General features: G+C 36.0%; 15 protein-coding genes and 1 pseudogene. 9 read left to right on the top strand and 7 right to left on the bottom strand.

What is annotated here, in order from left to right:
- Positions 1-61 precede the first annotated feature (61 nt).
- The 3 genes from QI30_RS09455 to QI30_RS09445 all read left to right on the top strand — a co-directional run bounded on the left by QI30_RS09455 (position 62) and on the right by QI30_RS09445 (position 4,946).
- Complete coding sequence (locus tag QI30_RS09455) at positions 62-1,807, top strand: putative bifunctional diguanylate cyclase/phosphodiesterase (protein WP_233600562.1); 1,746 nt, start codon at positions 62-64, stop codon at positions 1,805-1,807.
- 2 nt (positions 1,808-1,809) lie between these two features.
- Positions 1,810-2,964, top strand: a complete 1,155-nt coding sequence (locus QI30_RS09450; protein WP_126990646.1) for a THUMP domain-containing class I SAM-dependent RNA methyltransferase — start codon at positions 1,810-1,812, stop codon at positions 2,962-2,964.
- Between the two features lie 83 nt (positions 2,965-3,047).
- Positions 3,048-4,946 carry an ATP-dependent DNA helicase gene (locus QI30_RS09445; RefSeq protein WP_126990645.1) on the top strand — a complete coding sequence of 633 codons (1,899 nt, stop codon included), beginning with the start codon at positions 3,048-3,050 and terminating at the stop codon, positions 4,944-4,946.
- Between the two features lie 153 nt (positions 4,947-5,099).
- Here the strand turns inward: QI30_RS09445 and QI30_RS09440 are convergent, their stop codons facing one another.
- Positions 5,100-5,717 (bottom strand): hypothetical protein, encoded by a 618-nt coding sequence (locus QI30_RS09440; protein ID WP_020189643.1) that lies wholly within the window; start codon positions 5,715-5,717, stop codon positions 5,100-5,102.
- A 554-nt stretch (positions 5,718-6,271) separates the two neighbouring features.
- Positions 6,272-6,730: a chemotaxis protein CheX gene (locus tag QI30_RS09435; RefSeq protein WP_126990644.1), complete on the bottom strand. Its 459-nt coding sequence runs from the start codon at positions 6,728-6,730 to the stop codon at positions 6,272-6,274.
- 375 nt (positions 6,731-7,105) lie between these two features.
- Here QI30_RS09435 and QI30_RS09430 point away from each other — a divergent pair, with 375 nt between their 5' ends.
- The 4 genes from QI30_RS09430 (at position 7,106) to QI30_RS09415 (ending at position 13,194) form a co-directional block, all read left to right on the top strand.
- The gene (locus QI30_RS09430) at positions 7,106-10,723 is read left to right on the top strand and encodes a dynamin family protein (protein WP_126990643.1); all 3,618 of its coding nucleotides are present in this window, start codon (positions 7,106-7,108) and stop codon (positions 10,721-10,723) included.
- 1 nt (position 10,724) lies between these two features.
- Positions 10,725-11,528: a sulfurtransferase gene (locus tag QI30_RS09425; protein ID WP_126990642.1), complete on the top strand. Its 804-nt coding sequence runs from the start codon at positions 10,725-10,727 to the stop codon at positions 11,526-11,528.
- A gap of 71 nt (positions 11,529-11,599) precedes the next feature.
- Complete coding sequence (locus QI30_RS09420; protein ID WP_126990641.1) at positions 11,600-12,388, top strand: Cof-type HAD-IIB family hydrolase; 789 nt, start codon at positions 11,600-11,602, stop codon at positions 12,386-12,388.
- Between the two features lie 122 nt (positions 12,389-12,510).
- A complete protein-coding gene (locus tag QI30_RS09415) occupies positions 12,511-13,194 on the top strand; it encodes a TerC family protein (protein WP_126990640.1) in 684 nt (227 codons plus the stop codon).
- Positions 13,195-13,260: 66 nt separating this feature from the next.
- Here the strand turns inward: QI30_RS09415 and pepF are convergent, their stop codons facing one another.
- The 3 genes from pepF to gdhA all read right to left on the bottom strand — a co-directional run bounded on the left by pepF (position 13,261) and on the right by gdhA (position 17,435).
- Complete coding sequence (pepF, locus tag QI30_RS09410; protein ID WP_126990639.1) at positions 13,261-15,069, bottom strand: oligoendopeptidase F; 1,809 nt, start codon at positions 15,067-15,069, stop codon at positions 13,261-13,263.
- A 122-nt stretch (positions 15,070-15,191) separates the two neighbouring features.
- Positions 15,192-15,881 (bottom strand): phosphoribosylaminoimidazolesuccinocarboxamide synthase, encoded by a 690-nt coding sequence (locus QI30_RS09405; protein WP_020189651.1) that lies wholly within the window; start codon positions 15,879-15,881, stop codon positions 15,192-15,194.
- A gap of 183 nt (positions 15,882-16,064) precedes the next feature.
- On the bottom strand, positions 16,065-17,435 hold the full coding sequence (gdhA, locus tag QI30_RS09400; protein WP_126990638.1) for an NADP-specific glutamate dehydrogenase: 1,371 nt from the start codon (positions 17,433-17,435) through the stop codon (positions 16,065-16,067).
- A 192-nt stretch (positions 17,436-17,627) separates the two neighbouring features.
- Between gdhA and QI30_RS09395 the strand changes: the two genes are divergently transcribed.
- Positions 17,628-18,086, top strand: a complete 459-nt coding sequence (locus QI30_RS09395) for a YaiI/YqxD family protein (RefSeq protein ID WP_020189653.1) — start codon at positions 17,628-17,630, stop codon at positions 18,084-18,086.
- A gap of 281 nt (positions 18,087-18,367) precedes the next feature.
- On the opposite strand, the gene QI30_RS09390 is transcribed toward QI30_RS09395, so the two are convergent.
- Positions 18,368-18,808 carry a carboxymuconolactone decarboxylase family protein gene (locus QI30_RS09390; RefSeq protein ID WP_126990637.1) on the bottom strand — a complete coding sequence of 147 codons (441 nt, stop codon included), beginning with the start codon at positions 18,806-18,808 and terminating at the stop codon, positions 18,368-18,370.
- A gap of 185 nt (positions 18,809-18,993) precedes the next feature.
- Here QI30_RS09390 and QI30_RS09385 point away from each other — a divergent pair.
- Positions 18,994-19,436: pseudogene (locus tag QI30_RS09385) on the top strand (RrF2 family transcriptional regulator).
- Between the two features lie 54 nt (positions 19,437-19,490).
- Here QI30_RS09385 and QI30_RS09380 read toward each other — a convergent pair.
- Positions 19,491-20,318, bottom strand: a complete 828-nt coding sequence (locus QI30_RS09380) for a squalene/phytoene synthase family protein (protein ID WP_199754665.1) — start codon at positions 20,316-20,318, stop codon at positions 19,491-19,493.
- Between the last annotated feature and the right edge of the window lie 29 nt (positions 20,319-20,347).

The raw sequence follows: 20,347 nt of genomic DNA, 5'->3' as shown, positions 1-20,347 counted from the left end.
TGATAATAATTAGTTGAGCTCTCCTCGTTGGTGGAGAGCTTTTCTTTTATAAGAGGATACGGTGATAAAAAAGATGGAATACACGCAAAAGCTCGCGAATGCGACGACATTTACGTTTCCAAACCATATCATTGATACCATTTTTAATAGCGTTGAAGAAGGCATTATGATTGCCGACACAAAGAGTCGTATTATTCATGTTAATCCTGCATTTGAATTTGTAACGGGATACACATATGAAGAAGCTGTTGGACAACGCTCAAGCTTACTGAATTCAGGTATCCACGATCAAGAATTTTATACAAAAATGTGGGCAACGATTCGAGAACATGGAAAATGGTCAGGAGAAATTTGGAATCGCCGAAAAACAGGAGATATTTATCCAGAATGGTTAACAATCGTAGCCATTCACAATGAACAAGGTGACATCGTGAATTACTGCGGTATTTTTGAAGATATTTCAGCGCAGAAAAATGCTGAAAATGAGATTGAGCGCCGTAAATATACCGATACGTTGACAGGTGTAGCGAACCGTTATGCCTATTTGCAGCGTATGGAAACATTATTGCAATCATCTGCAAATCGAGAATACCATCACGCAGTGTTATTTTTAGATTTAGATCGCTTTAAACAGGTGAATGATACATTAGGCCATTCGGTTGCTGATGAAATGCTCATAAGCGTTACGCAGCGAATTCAAAGCGTGCTAAAAAATAAAGACATCGTCGCGCGTTATGGTGGCGATGAATTTATCATCACTATTACAAATATCCACCATATGCAAGAAGCGGTACAAGTAGCGGAAAAAATTGTTCATCTGTTATCAGAACCTCTTCCTATAGATGAACAAAATATATATATATCAACAAGTATGGGCATCAGTTTGTACCCAGAGGATGGGACAACGCTGGAAACACTTGTGAAAAAAGCCGACCAGGCCATGTATTATGCAAAGCAAAATGGTCGCAATCAATTTGCGTTTTATTTTGATGATTTAAAAATCGACTCAAAGCGCGTACTATTATTAGATAATGAACTACGAAAAGCGATTAAACAAAATGATTTTACGTTGAATTTCCAACCGAAAATATCACTTGAGGATAAAACAGTCATTGGTATGGAAGCGCTAATACGCTGGACGAATGATCAACTCGGATTTGTATCACCTGCCGAATTCATTCCTTATGCTGAAGAAACCGGCTTAATCATTCCAATGAGTGAATGTGTTTTTCGCTTAGCTTGTGAGGCACATCTTCGTTTACGTGAAGAAATGGATAACGTGTTACCAATTGCTATTAATATATCAAGCATTCATTTCCACCAGTCAGATTTTATTGATACAGTAAAAATGATTTTTGAAGCTTATAATTGCAGTCCGCAAGATTTTGAATTAGAGCTGACAGAGCGCACCGTAATGAATAATGAACGTGATTCGATTCGAAAACTGGTACAATTAAAGAATATGGGCTTTAAATTATCTATTGATGACTTTGGTACAGGATATTCATCATTGAGTTATTTAGTGCAATTCCCACTCGATTATTTAAAAATTGATCGTAGTTTTATTCAATACATTACATCGATTGCCGACAAACAAGCGGTAGTAGATGCCATTATTCAAATGGCACATCGTCTGCATATGAAGGTAATTGCAGAAGGGGTAGAGCAGAAAGATCAAGTGAAATTGCTTGAGAAATTAGGCTGTGATATGATTCAAGGATATTATTACGCAAAGCCGATGCCTCTTGATGAATTTGTCGCCTTTTTAGAATTTTTGAAATTAGAAGCAAGAGAGGACTTAAAATAAGTATGACAACATATCAACTAGTTGCAACAGCAGCGATGGGTTTAGAATCGTTAGTTGCCGATGAACTTAAAAAAATGGGGTATGAAACACATATCGATAATGGACGTGTCTATTTCGAAGGAACGGAGCGCGATATCGCCAAAACAAATCTTTGGTTACGCGTAGCAGACCGTGTTAAAATTGTTGTTGGTAAATTTCCGGTTAAGACATTCGATCAATTATTCGAAGGTGTAAAAGCATTACCATGGGAAAAATATATGCCAGTAGATGCAGAATTTCCTGTTACAGGTAAGTCTGTAAAAGCAACATTATATAGTGTGCCTGACTGTCAAGCGATTACGAAAAAAGCAATCGTTGAGCGTTTAAAAGGTCATTATCGCCGTTTAGGTTTCTTAGAAGAAACAGGCCCTAAATTTAAAGTAGAAGTTTCTATTTTAAAAGATGTGGCCACATTAACAATTGATACATCTGGTAATGGATTACACAAACGTGGCTATCGTACAGAACAAGGGGAAGCCCCATTAAAAGAAACAATGGCAGCAGCCCTTGTTTATTTATCACGTTGGACACCTGCACGACCATTTGTTGATCCATTCTGTGGGTCAGGTACAATCGCACTTGAAGCGGCCATGATCGGGCAAAATATTGCACCGGGTTATAATCGTGAGTTTATTTGTGAAGACTGGCCAATGATGAAAGCTGAAATGTGGGATGAAGTACGCGCTGAAGCAGACGAAGCAGCCAATTACGACCAACCATTAAACATTATTGCATCAGATATCGACCAACGTATGGTTGCGATTGCGAAAAATAACGTTTTAGAAGCCGGGTTTGAAGGTATTGTTGAAGTAAAACAAATGCAAGTGGCCGATTTCACAACATACTACACAGATGGCGTTATGATTGGAAATCCACCATATGGTGAACGTATTGGCGAAAAAGAGGAAATTGAAAAAATGATTAATACGATGGGTACTGTGATGCGTAAATATCCTACTTGGTCTGTATACATGCTTTCTTCAATGGAAAACTTTGATAAAATTTACGGTAAAAAAGCAACGAAAAAACGTAAATTATTCAACGGTGCAATGAAAACGGATTACTTCCAATTCTGGGGCCAACGTTCACCTCGTAAACCTCAAGAGCCAAAAGCATAAATTACTAAATATAAATAAATACTCGATAACGGAAGGGGCAGCCCTTCCGTTTCGTTGTCAATAAGGAAAGGGGCAATTATTGAATGCGACAATCGATTCCATTCGAACTATCAAAAGACAAATCATTCTTTGACTCGTTAGGAGACTGGATTGGTGATGTACTTTATGATGAATTACCTGAGAAAGGACTAGAACTTCGCGATGAGCAAGTGTTTATGGCTTATCAAATCGAAAGTGCATTGCGCGAAAAATCTGTACTATTTGCTGAAGCAGGCGTAGGGACAGGGAAAACAATCGCGTATTTATTACCATCAATTGCTTATGCACGCTATACAGGGAAACCGGCATTAATTGCTTGTGCGGATGAAACATTAATCGACCAACTCGTGAAAGAGGGCGGCGATATTTATAAATTACAACAATTATTAGATTTAAAAATTGATGTTCGTTTAGCAAAATCACGGGACCAATATTTATGTCTAAAACGTTATGAAGAAGCAGAACAATTTTTAGATGGCGAATATTTAGATGATATTGCTGTCTCAATTCCAGAAGGCGTTTATGGTAATGGTTCTCTCGGTTTATATGGTCAACGCAGTGACTATCCAACCATTTCAGATGAAGAATGGTCACATGTAAACTATAATGCCATTCAACAATGCCAAGTATGTGATGTACGCAATCGCTGTGGTCAAACATTACATCGCCAAAATTACCGTGAATCAACAGACTTAATTATTTGTTCACAAGATTTCTATATGGAGCACATTGCCACAAAAGAATCACGTGAACGTGAAGGCCAAACGCCGTTATTACCAGAACCATCAATGGTTGTATTTGATGAAGGTCACTTACTTGAATATGCTGCTCAAAAAGCAATGACAATTAAAATCCAAGACTATACAATCGTAAAAGTGTTAGAACGCTTAATGGTTGATGGTGTACGTGAAAAAACATTGAATCTAATGGAAAAATTACAAGATGGTCATGAATTATTCTTTGATCAATTACGTGAAGATGTGATTGATTCTGATGAAGAGCGTAAGCGTATTAAGAAAAGTGAAATGCTAATTACCATCGGTAAAAAAGTGATGACACTTGTGGAATCATTATTTGAAGAGTTTGTGTTTGAATCGGAAATGTATACAATTCCTGAATATGAGATTCGTATGGCTGAGGAATTTTTAGAGCAATATGCCGAAGCAATGCGCATCTTTATCGGAAACGGTGATGCAGTCGATTGGTTAGAAGAGGCAGACGGTGAAGAGACACTTGTCATTATGCCACATTTAATTACGGATATTTTAGCGAAAAAAGTATTCTCTAAAAAAATTCCATTTATTTTCTCTTCTGCCACATTATCAATTGATAAAGACTTCAGCTTTATTGCTTATAGTTTAGGAATTAAAAAGTATGAATCATTTACAGTAGCTTCTCCATTTGATTATGAAGAAGTAATGAAAATCAACTTGCATAAATGCACGCAAGCAGATAAAACAGCCGAAGTAGAACAACTATTACAACAAGGTGATCAAACACTGATTTTATTTAAATCAAAACAATCAATGCTTGATTTTAAGGCAACAGTAAACGCAGATACATTAGCGCATATGGCTTTTGAAGGAGACCGCGAGTTGTCATCCATTATTCGTGACTTCCAAGCGAAAAAAATGCAGGCAATTTGTTCATATCATTTATGGGAGGGTTTAGATTTACCAGAAGAGGCATTAACACGTGTTATCGTTTTTGACTTACCATTCCCACCACACGATCCATTATTTGATGCGAAACGTAGCTTTGCTGACGATGCTTTTGATGAAGTAGAATTACCATATATGCTATTACGCGTTCAACAAGGAATGGGACGTTTAATTCGTACATCAAATGACCATGGAACAATTAATGTATTCCTAAATGAAGAAGAGCAGCAAGTAATTAATCATGTAACACCTGTATTTGCTGTAGAACCAACAGAACTTTAATATTAAAAAAGAGGCTGGGACATACCTATAAAAACAACCGTTCATATGAGCATAAGAAAAACCGGAACTGCGCTGTAGCGCGGTTCCGGTTTTTCGTTGCGAACGCTAAAAAAGGAAAATGACGTGTTTTGTCCCAGCCACTTTTTTTGTCACTTAAACAATGGATTGATAAACATATTTCGCTTTATACAGATGGCGTGTCACACCTGCTGTGGAAATTTCAAATAAGGTTGTAGCCGTATCATTTGCTTGTTCCTCGAAATCGAGTAATAAAAAATCTTGCAAATTATGTTGCTCGAGAAGCTGAGCTTGCATATGCGCTAAAAATTGTGCTGCACCTTCGATTGCTTGTGAGATAGAGACAAGCTCTAACACATATTGTACACGCTGCTTATCTGTATTAAATTCACGTTTTTCTAATTCGAAATGTAACCAATGTGTTAAAAAGTCTGCTACTACAACGGCATTTGTTAACGTATTGCTGCCTTCTTGCTGTGATAAATCATAGATACAATGATAAGTAGGATGGTTAACAAATTGCTTTACAACAGAATAGCGAATGGGGCTATTTTCCATCGAATCCCTATTTAAAATCGGTTCATGTCGCTGTTCACACAATGAAAACCAAATATCACGGCATAGTTGGATAAAAAAAGGTGATTTGTTTTGTTCAATGATTGAAGCAAGTACTGACGCCTCTGCTAAATAATGTTCGAACTGTGTATATTTCTGTTTTTGGACAATTAGTGTACTCATTTGAGATAAAGGCATTGCAAATCCTCCCTTACATGTTCTAGTGTCTGTCTATTAAAAAATAATTTTATTCGGCTGAATGTCGGTTGTATATAAAATGGATGCTCTTATAGATATATGTAAGTTGAGCAATCTAAATCGCATCACTTATTACCCTTTAAAGATGCTTAGTAGTTAGTAACAGTCATATGATTAAGTTCTAAAGCTTTTTTTAGAGTGGGAAAAGTATAAAGAAGCTATCAACTAAATAAATTGCGGAATTTTACTATCGCTTTAATGAAATTAAATAATTTTATTTTTGCTAAATAAGACGAGCATTCGCTATTTTTTCCGCTATTTCTTTCTCCTTGTTAAATAAGTGTAACGACCTATATTTAAAAATGCAATGCCTTATAAATGTAAAAAAAAGACAAACATTGATATATCAACGTTTCGTAAAAGAAAAAATCCGAAAATTCAATACACTATAATAGCTATTTTTCCCTAATTTTACAATTATGGTTTGTTAAGTATGTGTAGGACATAAAAAAGAAACTACAGCAGCGTGTAGTTTCTTACGGGTGAAGAATTTATTAATCCTCTGTATCGATTGTTAATAATCCATTCATTTGACCAAGACCTTCGATATCGATTGGTAAACGAAAAGCATGCTGGAAACCAAATAATTTTGTTTGGCCAATCATGACAGTTGGTGGTGTAATATCTAAATCAAGCCCATTATCTGCACAATATGTACACAATTTTCCGGCTGACATATTCCCAAATTCACCAATAAAAGATTCAAGCATTTCTCCACTGATTTCCATGCCATACATCGAAAGACCGATATTGCCAAAAATAGTTGAAGAAGACTCCAAAATAATACGGGCACGTACATCGCCTGTAATTCCAATTAACACCCCAGCTTCACTTTGTGTGAAAGGCTCTTTATAAAGTGAAGGCGCATTAATTTTGACTGTTTGTGGAATTACCTCTTGTATTGATTGAATAAGCCCATTTAATAAAATTTGTATGTGGTTTGAATTACTCATAAAACACCTCTTTGCATATGACTTTTAATCTATCATATCATGCTATCTAGCAAAATCCCCCATTAATTGCTTGACGAAACGTATTTTTTTTCTTATGATAATGATAATCAATGAGAATAATTATCAACGTTATTTATATACATAATTTCAATAAAAGGGGCGTGCAATCATGGTAGCAGCGTTTATTGGCAGTACAGTTATTATTTATGCGGTCGTAATGAAACAAGTTTTATCAAAATCTACTGCACATTTGCGTTAACAGAAAAAATCTTCCTAGAATAGGAGGATTTTTTTTTTATAGTCGTGTAGAATGAAGAGGAAACGTGGCTAAAATGTGAACAGTCAACTAATGGAACAAAGGAGTTTGAGTAGGGTATGCCAACTTTTGAGGAGAAAATTCAATTGCTGTTAAAGCAAACAGCGCTGAATTATATGACATATAAGCGCAATGAAGATGATGAACGTATGGCAAAGACAGTACTTTTTGCCGACAAGTTAATTAAAAAAGAATTTACAATTGCTTTTGCAGGACACTTCTCTGCAGGGAAATCAAGTATGATTAATGCATTAACAGGGGATCAATTATTACCATCAAGCCCAATACCAACAAGTGCAAATGTCGTAAAAGTACGTAAGGCAGCAGAGGATTATGCAATCGCTTACTTAGTCGATGATGAACCAGTTAAATTCGATGCAGACTATGATATTAAGACTGTAAAGGAATTTGCAAAAAACGGGGCATTAGTATCGCAAATTGAAATTGGACATAGTCAATCGGTTTTACCGGATGGTGTAACAGTAATGGATACGCCAGGAGTCGATTCAACAGATGATGCACACCGCATGTCTACAGAATCGGCGCTACATTTAGCGGATATCGTATTTTATGTAATGGATTACAATCATGTGCAATCCGAATTGAATTTTCAATTTACAAAAACATTAATGAAATACAATCCAAATGTCTTTTTAATTGTTAATCAGATTGATAAGCATAAAGATGCAGAATTATCATTTGAAGATTTTAAAGAATCAGCTCGACAATCATTTGCAAACTGGGGCGTTGTACCAAAAGGAATGTTCTTTACGTCTCTACGCGACGTAAACAATCCAAATAATGATTTCGAACAAGTAAAAAGTATTGTCATGGATAGTATGGATGGCTGGCAAGATGCAATCGTTACGAATGGAGAAAATACATTAAAACAATTGTTAGCAGAGCATGAAGCGTACTTAGCACAACAAAAACAAGAAATTTACGATAATAGTTTGGACGTTGTCACAGAAGATGACTGGATTCGTAAAGAAGATATTTTAGCTGAGTATGATACTGTCTTACGTCAATTAGAATTGTATTCAGTAGATGAATGGGAAATTAACTACAATACAAAAGTAGATGAATTACTTGAGAATGCGGTATTAATGCCATTTGAATTACGTGATTTACTTGGTAAATATGCAGAATCTAAGCAAACGGACTTTAGCGTGGGTGGCTTATTCGGTAAGAAAAAGAAAACCGAAGCAGAACGTGAAAAACGTCAGCAAGAATTGTATGCAAAATACAAAGAAGTTGTGGGTTCACAAATTTCTGGTCACATGTTAAACATCATGAAACAGTCACTAAAAGATGTTGGTGCGCTAAGTGATGCAGAGTCGCTAGCAATCGATGACTTTACATTTGATATTCCATTTAGTGTCATTGAAGGGGAAGTTCGTACAAATGCTGTAGCAGGAGATGCTTTGATTAACTTTGCAAACCGTGTTGTATCAGCAACTCGAATTTGGTTCAAACGTGAAACAGATGATTGGAAACAACATAAGAAATCATTAATCGAAGAACTGGCAATGACCCATATTGAGCCTCTTAAAAAGAAAAAACGTACATTAGAAGAAAAAGTAGCAATTATTCGTGAATATAACAAAGTAGAAGGCCAAGAAAAATACTTTGCAATCCAACAAACAGTTGATATTCATACATTAAATCAAGAAGCAGATAAATTAACGAATAATTGGATTAAAGAACGTCGTGAAGCGTATGATAAAATGCGCCACTTCGATCCATCAATGTTGGCGCAAGAAGAAGAAACGCAAGCGGTAGAGCATATTGAAGAATTGACACAAGGTGAGTACAATGTCCAATTATCAGCAACAATTGAGCATGCCTTGCGCACAGCAAATGCAGTTGAACCAATCGATGGTTTTGAAGAAGTATCAGCCTACTTGAAAAATAAAGTGTCTCGTTTAGAAGAAAAAGATTTCACTATTGCTTTATTTGGTGCATTTAGTGCGGGTAAATCATCATTCTCGAATGCATTAATGGGTCAAAGAGTATTACCCGTTTCGCCAAACCCAACAACAGCAGCGATTAATAAAATTCGTCCAGTGTCACCAGAGCACCCACACGAAACAGCCGATGTTGTATTAAAAACAGTTGAGCAAATGACCGAAGATATCATTTCATCATATGGTGAAATTGGCATAACGGTTACATCTCTTGACGATGCCTTTAATAAGGCGCAACAAGCATTAGATGTAGAATTAGTAGATGAGCGTTTACATGTCCATAAATCATTCGTTCGTGCATTCCGTGAAGGCTACCCACTATTTAAAGATAAATTAGGTACAGTTGTGCGTGCAAACTACGAAGATTTTGAAAAATTTGTTGCACAAGAAAATCGTTCTTGCTTCGTGGATAATATCGATTTCTACTTTGATTGTGCATTAACTCGTATGGGTGTCACGTTAGTTGATACACCAGGAGCAGATTCAATCAATGCGCGTCATACAGGTGTAGCATTTGAATATATTCGTAATGCAGATGCGATTTTATTTATTACGTATTACAATCATGCCTTTGCACGTGCGGACCGTGAATTCTTAATTCAATTAGGTCGTGTGAAAGATGCCTTTGAACTTGATAAAATGTTCTTCGTCGTAAATGCCATTGATTTGGCAGCAGATGATGAAGAGCGTGATGCAGTTATTGACTATGTACGTAGTGAATTATTGCGTTTTGGTATTCGTAAACCACGTTTATTCGGTATTTCAAGCTTACTTGCTCTAAAAGAAAAAGTAGAGCAAATAGAACTTGAATCAGGTATGAAACCATTTGAGGAAAATTTCCATCATTTCTTAGAAAATGAACTGACAGCAATTGCTGTTCAAGCATTAGCAGAAGAAACGGAAAAAACAGAAGGCCGTTTATCATCATTAATCGAGCAAACAGAGCAAAATTTAGCGCGTAAAGATGAGCGTTTAGAAGAGCTTGCAACGTTAGAAACATTCATTAAAAAATACTTCGGCCAATCTGCAGCAGCAGTTATTGAAAAAGACGAAGCAAATGAACAAAAAGATTTACTATACTATGTATTACAACGTGTGTATTTACGTTATACAGACTTCTTTAAAGAATCATACAATCCGGCAGTATTTAATACAAATTCAACGTCAGCAGCTCTTGATTTTGCATTAAAAGAATTAGTTGGTTCATTAAGCTTTGATTTTGAACAAGAAATGCGTGTGACGAATTTCCGTTTATCAAAATTCTTAGTTGCGCGTTTTAAAGAGCGTTATACGACAGATGTGCGTAAAATGAAAGATATGAATGACAGCTTCTCATTTATGCCGTTTGAATTAGAAGACCCTGAAATTCTTGAATTTACAGGCCCATTTAATGACTATAATAAATACAAAGAAGTGAATAAGTTATTTAAAAACTCTAAAGCATTCTTTGAGAAAAATGAACGTTTCTTATTACGTGATAAATTAGAAGAGATTTCAAAACCAGATGCGAAAATCTATTTAGATGAACAAGGCGTACGTATGACAGCTTGGGCTCAAGCAATCATTACCAAGCAAGCGGATGCACTACGTACAAACTTAGAAAAACAAGCATTGCGTCAAATTGAAACGGAACGTAATTTATTGCAAGAAGAAAGTAAGCTGGCTGAATGGAAAGGGATTTACAACAATTTAGTAGCAGAGGTGCATTAATATGACAGCAGTATTAGTATCAGCGAATGCAATTCAACAACCCGCATATTTTCTAGATGCGCGCTTTAATTTAAACGATTCACAAGCAGGAAAAAAGCAATTTATGGATGGTCATATAAAAGGCGCACGCCATATTGATATTGAAAAAGATCTATCAGATATGACTTCTAGCGAGGGTCGTCATCCGATGCCAACAAAAGATCAATTAGCTGCCGTTGTGCATCGTTTAGGCTTAACCTATGAACAACCGATTTATATTTATGATGAGGGTGGACAGCCATTTGCAGCACGCGCCTACTTCATGTTGCAATATGCTGGTTTTACCAATGCGTATATTGTACAAGAAGGCTATAAGGGACTTGTTGCAGCAGGCTTTGAGGTGACGACAGATGTTGACTATTTGACGTCCACAATGCCTATTCAATGGAATGAAAATGTTTATGTAAATCGTGAGCAGGTGAAAGAAGTAGCGCGTCGTAAAGTTAATAAGGTATTGTTAGACGCACGTTCAGCAAGTCGTTATCGCGGCGACGAAGAGCCAATTGATCATGTCGCAGGTCATATACCTACTGCTCGTAACTACGATTGGGAGCAACTTGTACAAGACGGACAATTGTCGGTGAATGAAACGCTTACTCATACGGTGTCGAAAGATGAACAAATTATTGTGTATTGTGGAAGCGGGGTAACTGCATCATCACTTTATGCAATGTTAAAGCAACTAGATTATCCAAATGTTCAAGTGTATACGGGCAGCTTCAGTGATTGGATCAATCACGAGCCAATTGAACAAAGTGAAGAATAATAAAGAGGAATCGTGCGAGTAGCACGATTCCTCTTTTTCATCAAAAGTAACGGTACAAGGGAGTATTTAATGTGAAACAACCAAAAATTATCTTTTTCGATATCGATGGTACATTAACGAGTAGCATAACGGGAGAAATTCCACAAAGCGCCATCGAAGCGATATGCTATGTTCAGCAGCAAGGGATTGATATCGTTGCAGCGACAGGAAGACCATATTCGATGTGTCATGATTTGGAGGAGTTGGGCTTCAAAACATTAATTACAGCCAATGGTGCTTATGTGAGGCATAACGGCAGTGTCGTATACGGTGCCTCTGTAGAGACGGCATTCCAACAGCAAATGCTTGAGATGGCCAATCAACAGCAACATGCTATGACCTTTTATTGTGAAGATTTTTATTTTAACGGTATTATTACAGACCAATTGAAAACGGCGCTACATGAAGCATTTATGCTAGAGGAAGTGCCGAAATATTTACCAAATCCAGCACATCGTACACATTTAATGTGTTTAATTACAACGGGTAAACAACTATTACCTTATGAACATGCATTTCCTCATATAACATTCCAACGTTGGCATCCGACAATCGTGAATGTATTAACAGAGCCTGTTTCAAAATCACGTGCTATTCAAGAAGTATTAAAAATTTTTCAATATGATGCAACCGAGGCTATGGCATTTGGCGATGGCTACAATGATATAGATATGCTTGAGTATGTAGGATTCGGTGTTGCGATGAATAATGCGCCAGATGCTGTTAAAGCACATGCACAATATGTGACAGCAAGTGCCCACGATGATGGTATTATGAAAGCATTACAACAATTAGGTATTATTCCAGTTGTTATATTATGAAAATAATGATTTTTTTCTGTATTTTTCATAAAAAAATAAGTGCTTCATACACTTTTTTCTTTCTTTTTCAATTCAAAGGTGTAAAATAAAGTATACATTTTAGAAAAGAAAGTGGGAGTACAATGGATGGTGAAATGATTAGTAAAATCTTATCCATTATTTTGCTTGATATCGTATTAAGTGGGGATAATGCGGTTGTTATCGCGCTTGCCTGTCGTAAATTGGCGCCAGAGCAACGTAAAAAAGCCATTTTATTCGGTACAATGGGTGCAGTCGTATTACGTATTGTATTAACAGTAGTTGCTGTGTGGATTTTAGGAATTCCATTTGTAAAATTCATTGGCGGTTTATTATTATTATATATCGCTTGGGATTTATTAAAATCAGGCGATGAAGACCCCGATATTAAAGGTAATACAGGTTTAATGCCTGCGATACGAACAATTATCGTCGCAGACTTTGTTATGAGTTTGGACAATGTGTTAGCAATTGCTGGCGTTGCAAATGGCCATGTAGGTCTTGCAGCACTTGGCTTAGTAATTAGTATTCCGATCATTATTTTCGGTAGTCAAATCATTATGAAATTGATGGAAAAATTACCGATTCTCGTATGGATTGGGGCGTTATTAATCGCGTATACAGCAGGTGAAATGATGGTTAGCGACAAATATGGTCATAAATATTTAGTCGATGCATTATTCCCACAAATGGATTGGATTATTCCAATTTTAATGATGGTTATTTTAATCGCATTAGGTTTATGGGCAAAAGCACGTCAAACACGTCGTATGACATCTAATTCTTAATCATAGTAAAGACCTTCAACGATATTATATCGTTGAAGGTCTTTTTTTATGTTTTATTAAAATGAATTAATCGTTGATTTCATTCGTTAATTGTTCTAATTGGTCAACAAGGCCACCAATAAAGGCAATTGTATCTTTTAGCGGTTGGTCCGTTGTAATATCAACACCAGCTGTTTTTGCAAGCTCAACAGGCGATACAGAGCCACCTAATTTCAATGTTTCTAGCCATTCTTTAACAGCAGGCTCTCCCTCACGTAAAATACGCTGAGAGACCTGTGTTGAAATGGTCAAGCCAGCGCTATATGTGTAAGAGTACAGTCCCATATAATAGTGAGGTTGACGCATCCAAGTTAAGTCTGCACCTTCATTAATAACAACATCCTCACCCCAAAATTCTTCTAGTACAGAACGGAATAATTGATTTAATGTCGACGCATTTACAGATTGTCCTTCATCAATTAAGGCATACACTTTACGCTGATAGGCAGCTTCTAATAAGTGTGTAACGAAGTTGTGGAAATAGGTGCGTGCAATAATTGTTGAAATGACCCAGCGTTTGAAGCGGGCATCTGTCGATGTTTTTAATAAGTAATTCGCCATGAGCATTTCATTCATTGTTGATGGAGCTTCTACGAAATAAGTTGAAGACTCACTGTTGAACAGTGTCTGCTCGCGTTGTGCGTTGCGGAAATGCCCTGCATGACCTAATTCATGAGCAAGTACGAAAACCTCATTCATACGGCTTGTCCATGAAATTAGAATATAAGAATGATTACCATACGGGCTTGCACAGAAGGCCCCTGTCGATTTCCCTTCATTTTGTGCAAAATCAATCCAGCGATGGTCAAACGCTTCGTCAATCATCTCTAAATAATCATCTCCAAGAATAGCTAATGCTTTTTTTAAATAATCACGTGATTCTTCAACTGTAATAGCAGGTTCATATTCCGGATCTAATGATGTTTTTAAATCAGCAACTGTTATTGTTTCTAAACCATGCGTTTGTTGTAATAGTTTTGCATAACGACGCATATGAGGAGCTAATTCTTTCATGATTAAATCAATTTGACGATTATACAATTCACGATCAACTTCTTGATCTGCTAATAAATAGTCTATTACAGAATCATATCCACGTAATGTGGCGATTGTTTTTTCCGTTGTAACATGTGTATTGTATGTTTTGGCCGTAGTATTTTCAAATTTCTTTAATTCTGCTGAAAAAGCATCAAATGCAGCGCGACGAAGTGCTGTATTGTCTTCGACTTCCCAATCACCTTCAAAGAGGTTATAGCTGTTTGGATAGCGCTTACCATTTACTTCAAAGTCAGGGAATTGAATATCCATTAACTTTGTTGTGTTATAAAGGCTATAAGGGGAATTAATTGTTTCCTGTAATGAAGCCAACGTTTTTTCGGCAGCTGGATGTAATAAATGTGCTTTGCGGTCTAATAAACGCTGCACATAATGCTGATACGTAGCATCTAGGTTTTGCGCTTGCTGCAATGTTTCAGTAGAAAGCGCTAAAATATCATTATCAACAAAAGATAGGGTAGCATTAACTTTTGCTAATGTTTGAGCCATTTTTGCGTAGCGTTCTTCTGCAACTACATTTGTTGCATCTGTTTCAGGATCTAAAAATGCAAATTCAACATAAGGTGTTAATGTAGTATGAAAATCTTCGTATTCCTTAATTAATGCAATGACATCTGCAGCTGTTTGCAGTTGTCCGTGCCATTTCGCTTCTAAAGCTTGAGCCTGTGTTAAAAAACTAGGTAAGACTTCATTAAATTGTTGTTCAGAAGCGATAAGTTGCGTTAAATCCCATTGTTCATTTTCCGGAATATCTTGACGTTTTGGTGCACTTTGTACCATTGTTCATCTCTCCTTTATGATTCGATGACCGAATTATTTTTATTATATATGAATATTCTTACTTTTTAAATAAATAAAAAAGAGTTGCAACAATGAATAGAAAATTGTTGCAACTCAACGGATTATTTTTTTAGCATAATTTCTTCTAATTCAATTGGATTAATAAGACGCTCGCCTTTATAGACATGCATATTATTAGCGGACATTTCATTTATTAATAAAATTTCATTGTTTTGTGAGTCGCGCCCAAACTCCAATTTCATATCATATAATTCTAGTCCCTTTTTTGCTAAGTCCATACGAATAAATTCAGATACATCACGCGCTAAATTTTTCATAAAATTATATTCGGGTAATGTCATAATACCTAATGCTTCAAGTGTGTCAGGTAAAATTGGTGGTAGCTCTTCATGCTCATCTTTTAGAACCATTTCAACTAATGTGTCGAGTTCTTCACCATGCTCAACAAATTCATTATAGCGCGCCTCAAAGGCCCCAATCGCGCGAAAACGACAGATAACATCAATACCATGTCCCCCAAATGGTGTGGTATCTTTAACGCTAATCGATGTGTGATCAGCATCTACAGATATAAAATGCGTTGGCACATCTATCGCATTTAATTTTTTGAAAAAGTAAGCGGATAGTTGTGTGCTTGATAAAGCAGCACCTGGTACGGTTTTTAAAATGGATTTTGCAGCCGGCTCAAAGACGCCATTTTCCCCAGTAACGGCATCAGTGAATTGTATTTGCAAAGCACCAGTTGGTAGACGGTAAATGTTTTTATTTTTTCCTTTATAGATTAATTCCATCGAAATCACTCCTCCCATCTATTCGTATTGTAATCGAAATTAGAGTAGAATGTTTTAAAAAGAATAAAAGAAGGAATTTTATGTAAAAACGACGAGAAAAAGAAAAAAGAAAGCGCGTTTTAAAACGCACTTTCTTCTTTAAGCAGAATATTTAATGTAAAACGGATGAATTTAATGCTTTAATTAGAATACACCTTGAGCTAACATCGCGTCGGCAACTTTAATGAAACCAGCAATATTTGCGCCTACAAGTAGGTTGCCTTCATGACCATAGCGTTTAGCAGCTGCACTTGATTCGTTATAGATATTTGTCATGATATTGTGTAATTTTTGGTCAACTTCTTCAAATGTCCAGAATTGACGTGCGCTATCTTGTGCCATTTCAAGAGCAGATACAGCTACGCCACCAGCGTTAGCTGCTTTTGCTGGGCCAAATAATACATCATTCGCATAATAAACGTCGATAGCTTCAAGTGTAGATGGCATGTTAGCACCTTCACCAATAGCTTTTACACCATTTGCTACTAATGTTTTTGCAGCATCTTCGTTAATTTCATTTTGAGTAGCACATGGAAGGGCAATGTCACATGGAATTGTCCAAATCCCTGTGCAACCTTCTGTAAATGTTGCTTCAGGATGTGTTTCTACATATTCAGAGATACGAGCTTTACGTACTTCTTTAATATCTTTTAATGCTTCTACATCGATACCGTTTGGATCGTAAATATAACCGCTAGAATCACTTGCACCAACTACTTTTGCACCTAATTGTTGTGCTTTTTGGATAGCGTAAATAGCAACGTTACCAGAACCAGATACAACGACTGTTTGATTTGCGAATGATTCGCCGATTTCACGTAACATTTCTTCTACGAAGTATACACAACCATAACCAGTGGCTTCTGTACGAGTTAATGAACCACCGAATGCTAATCCTTTACCTGTTAAGACGCCTGGTTCATAACCGCCACGAATACGTTTGTATTGACCGTATAAATAGCCAACTTCACGACCACCAACACCGATATCACCAGCAGGAACATCTGTGTCTTGGCCAATATGACGATATAATTCGGTCATGAATGCTTGACAGAAACGCATGATTTCATTGTTTGATTTACCTTTTGGATCGAAATCAGAACCACCTTTACCGCCGCCGATTGGTTGACCAGTAAGTGAGTTTTTGAAGATTTGTTCGAAACCTAAGAATTTAATAATTGATTCGTTTACTGAAGGATGGAAGCGAAGGCCACCTTTGTACGGTCCAATTGCTGAGTTATATTGTACACGGTAACCACGGTTTACTTGTACTTTGCCATTATCATCTGTCCAAGATATGCGGAATTTGATGATTCGTTCTGGTTCTACGATGCGTTCTAAAATTGCTGCATCTACATATTCAGGATGTTGTTCAAAAACAGGTGCTAAAGAATAGATGATTTCTTTTGCAGCTTGTAAGAATTCCGTTTCGTGTGCATTTTGTTCTACTAATTTATTGTAGACGCTATCGATGTATGCTGTTGCTTCTGAGTTTGTTGTTAATGCTGTTACCATTTAAGAAAACCCCCATGTGTGTGTTTAAGTTTTTTGATGTTTCTATCGTAAAGGGAATTTTTAAAATTTTCAATCGTCAAAAAACTTAAATAATCAGATAATTTTAAATACATGATAAAATTAAAGGGTAGATAAATTCATTGTCGTAAAAGGCAATTGTACAATGAATGCTTAGAAAGGATGTGAATAAAAATGCCAAAAATATGTATCGATGCAGATGGATGCCCAGTTGTCAGTGAGACAATTGCTGTCGCACAAGATTTGGAAATGGATGTCGTTATTTTTTGTGATACTTCACATGAAATTGTAAGAGAAGGTGCCACGACCGTAACCGTTTCCAAAGGCAATGATTCAGCAGATTTCGCGTTAGTAAATAAAATTCAAAAAGGTGATATTGTTGTGACACAGGATTATGGACTTGCCACAATGGTGTTAGCTAAAAATGGTTTCTGTATAGATCAAAATGGGAGAGAATATACCCATCAAAATATTGATAGTTTATTAAATATCCGCCATGTAAGTAAAAAGATTCGACAGAATGGAGGGCGTCTTAAAGGGCCCAAAAAAAGAGCAAAAGATGCAAATAAGATGTATGAAATGAAATTTCGACAATTTTGTGAACGAATATTATTTATAGATAAATCAGATTGATTACATATCGATATGAGATTGATTAAAGTGGGTAAGTCTTTTTTTATATGAAAAATTATGTCATTTAACGTATTTTTTAAAAATGTCAAGTTTTGTATACCGTTTAAAATTCAGAATGAAATAGAAAAAAATTATATTAGTTGTAGGATATATTCCGAAAAGAGATAGTAATAATACGCAAATAAGATGAATTGAAAGTTATTAATTTTAAAGTATATAAAAAGTATTCCAATATGAAAAAAGTGCGCTCGTTCTTTTATACAAAGAGTGCACTTTTTTAGTTAAGCAAATTTATTAGCCATAGAAATTGCAATGCGATTCCATGAATTAATTTGATTAATCAGTAAAACTAAGCCTGTATATTGGCGTTCATCGAAAAGTGTGCGGACTTCTTCATATAGCGTATCTGGAATATCATGTGCGCTAATTAACGTTAATATTTCTGCAAATTCTAGTGCCATACGTTCTTGCTCAGTGTATAAAGAGGTTTCTTTCCAGGCATTTAATAAATAAATACGTTGTTCTGTTTCACCTAATTTACGTGCATCTTGTGTATGCATATTCAAACAAAAAGCGCAGCCATTAATTTGTGATACGCGGATTTTCACTAATTCTATTAACTTCTTAGTTAAATTCATGTCCAATGAAATATATTTTTCCATTGATAACATGTTTTTGAGCCCCGCTTCGCTTACTTTATAATAGTTAATGCGACTTTTCATAATAAATCATTCCTTTTCAATTAATAATAGATAAAAAATCGTGGATAAAAATTGTCTATAATTAAGAAATTCTTTTTTTAAATAAAAGTCAAATATGATACGATGCGAGTATTGAAAGAAGTGGGTGAAACAAAATGAAATATAGTGTGACAGTAGAATATGCCTTGCATAGGCTCGTTTAGTTAATTAGTCTTCCGGATCAGAAAACAATAGGGATAAAAGAACTTGCTGAATTTCAAGGATTATCTGAAACATATCTATCAAAAGTTTTTAGCAAATTAGCAAAAGCAGGTATTGTATTGTCGATACCAGGCGTTAACGGTGGGTATCGTTTAGCAAAAGAAGCATCAGATATTACATTTTGGCATGTTATTCGTGCAATTTAAGGACTTAAACCAATGTTCCAATGTAAGAATCTAGTGGCTGGTACGATGTTTAAAGATGAAAATACAGCTTGTAGTGGTTGTGAATCTAATTCTTTTTGTTTAATCAAACAATGTTAGAAGCAGAACAACAAATGAAACAATTTTTAAACGGAAAGACTTTACAATGGATGCATGAAGAATTAGAAAACATCTTATTAGAAGAACAACGTCAGGCAACGCGTGCCTATTTTTTTAAGAAATAGTAGCGGAAAATGCATAAAAAGAGGCTGGGACAAAATCCTAGCCTCTTTTCATCATTATTTTGTATGTTCATCTAGTTCTGCAACAGTTGCTTCAACTTCAGCGCGCGTTAATTTTTCGTTACCACTGTGCATGGTTTTTAATGTTTTATGTGCAAGTGCGAGTGGAATTTTACAAAACATTAAAATACTACGTTTTGTAATTTGTTTATTGTAAGCCTCTGCTTTTTCTAAGTTGTTATTTGCATAGGCGAATAATTCGTCGCGTGTCCAGCCATCCGGTACAAAACTTACGCCACGCTCAGCATCTTCGTCTTGGTTACGTAAAATATTGACTACTTGTAAACCACGACCATAACCGATAGCTAAATCACGGTCTGTATCAATATTCGCAAATGTTTTCCAAATATCAGATAACATAACGCCAACTAAGCCAGCAACATAATATGTGTAATCATCTAAATCTTCTTTTGTATGACAAACCCAACCTTTTAATGCCCATTTTGCCATGCCGCCAGCCATTTCACTTGTAGAGGCTGCTACACGTTGACGAATTGCATCTGGACATAATGTTATCCAGTCATTTAAGCGCAATGTTACTTCAGGTAAAATCGATTTATATGCATCGATTTCTGCTAGATACGCTGCATTATCAAATGGTTGGGTGCTTAGAAGCTCAGCAGTTTTTGTTAGCATACGTGCTTTTTCTTCTACTGTAATGTCTTCGTGGTCTTCAATTTCATCAATTGCGCGCATACATAAATACGCAGTTGCAACTGTTGTTTTCATATCCTTTTCTAAAAACGTAATGGGAATGAAAAATGTACGACTTGTTGCTTTTAGTACATTCATCGCTTCTTTATATAATTGTTTTTGTTGTACCACAAAGATACCTCCGTTCAAACTTCTATAGT

The sequence above is a fragment of the Candidatus Kurthia intestinigallinarum genome (genome assembly GCF_003991225.1).
GTDB lineage: Bacteria > Bacillota > Bacilli > Bacillales_A > Planococcaceae > Kurthia > Kurthia populi.
This window is presented reverse-complemented; position numbering and strand designations above follow the sequence as displayed.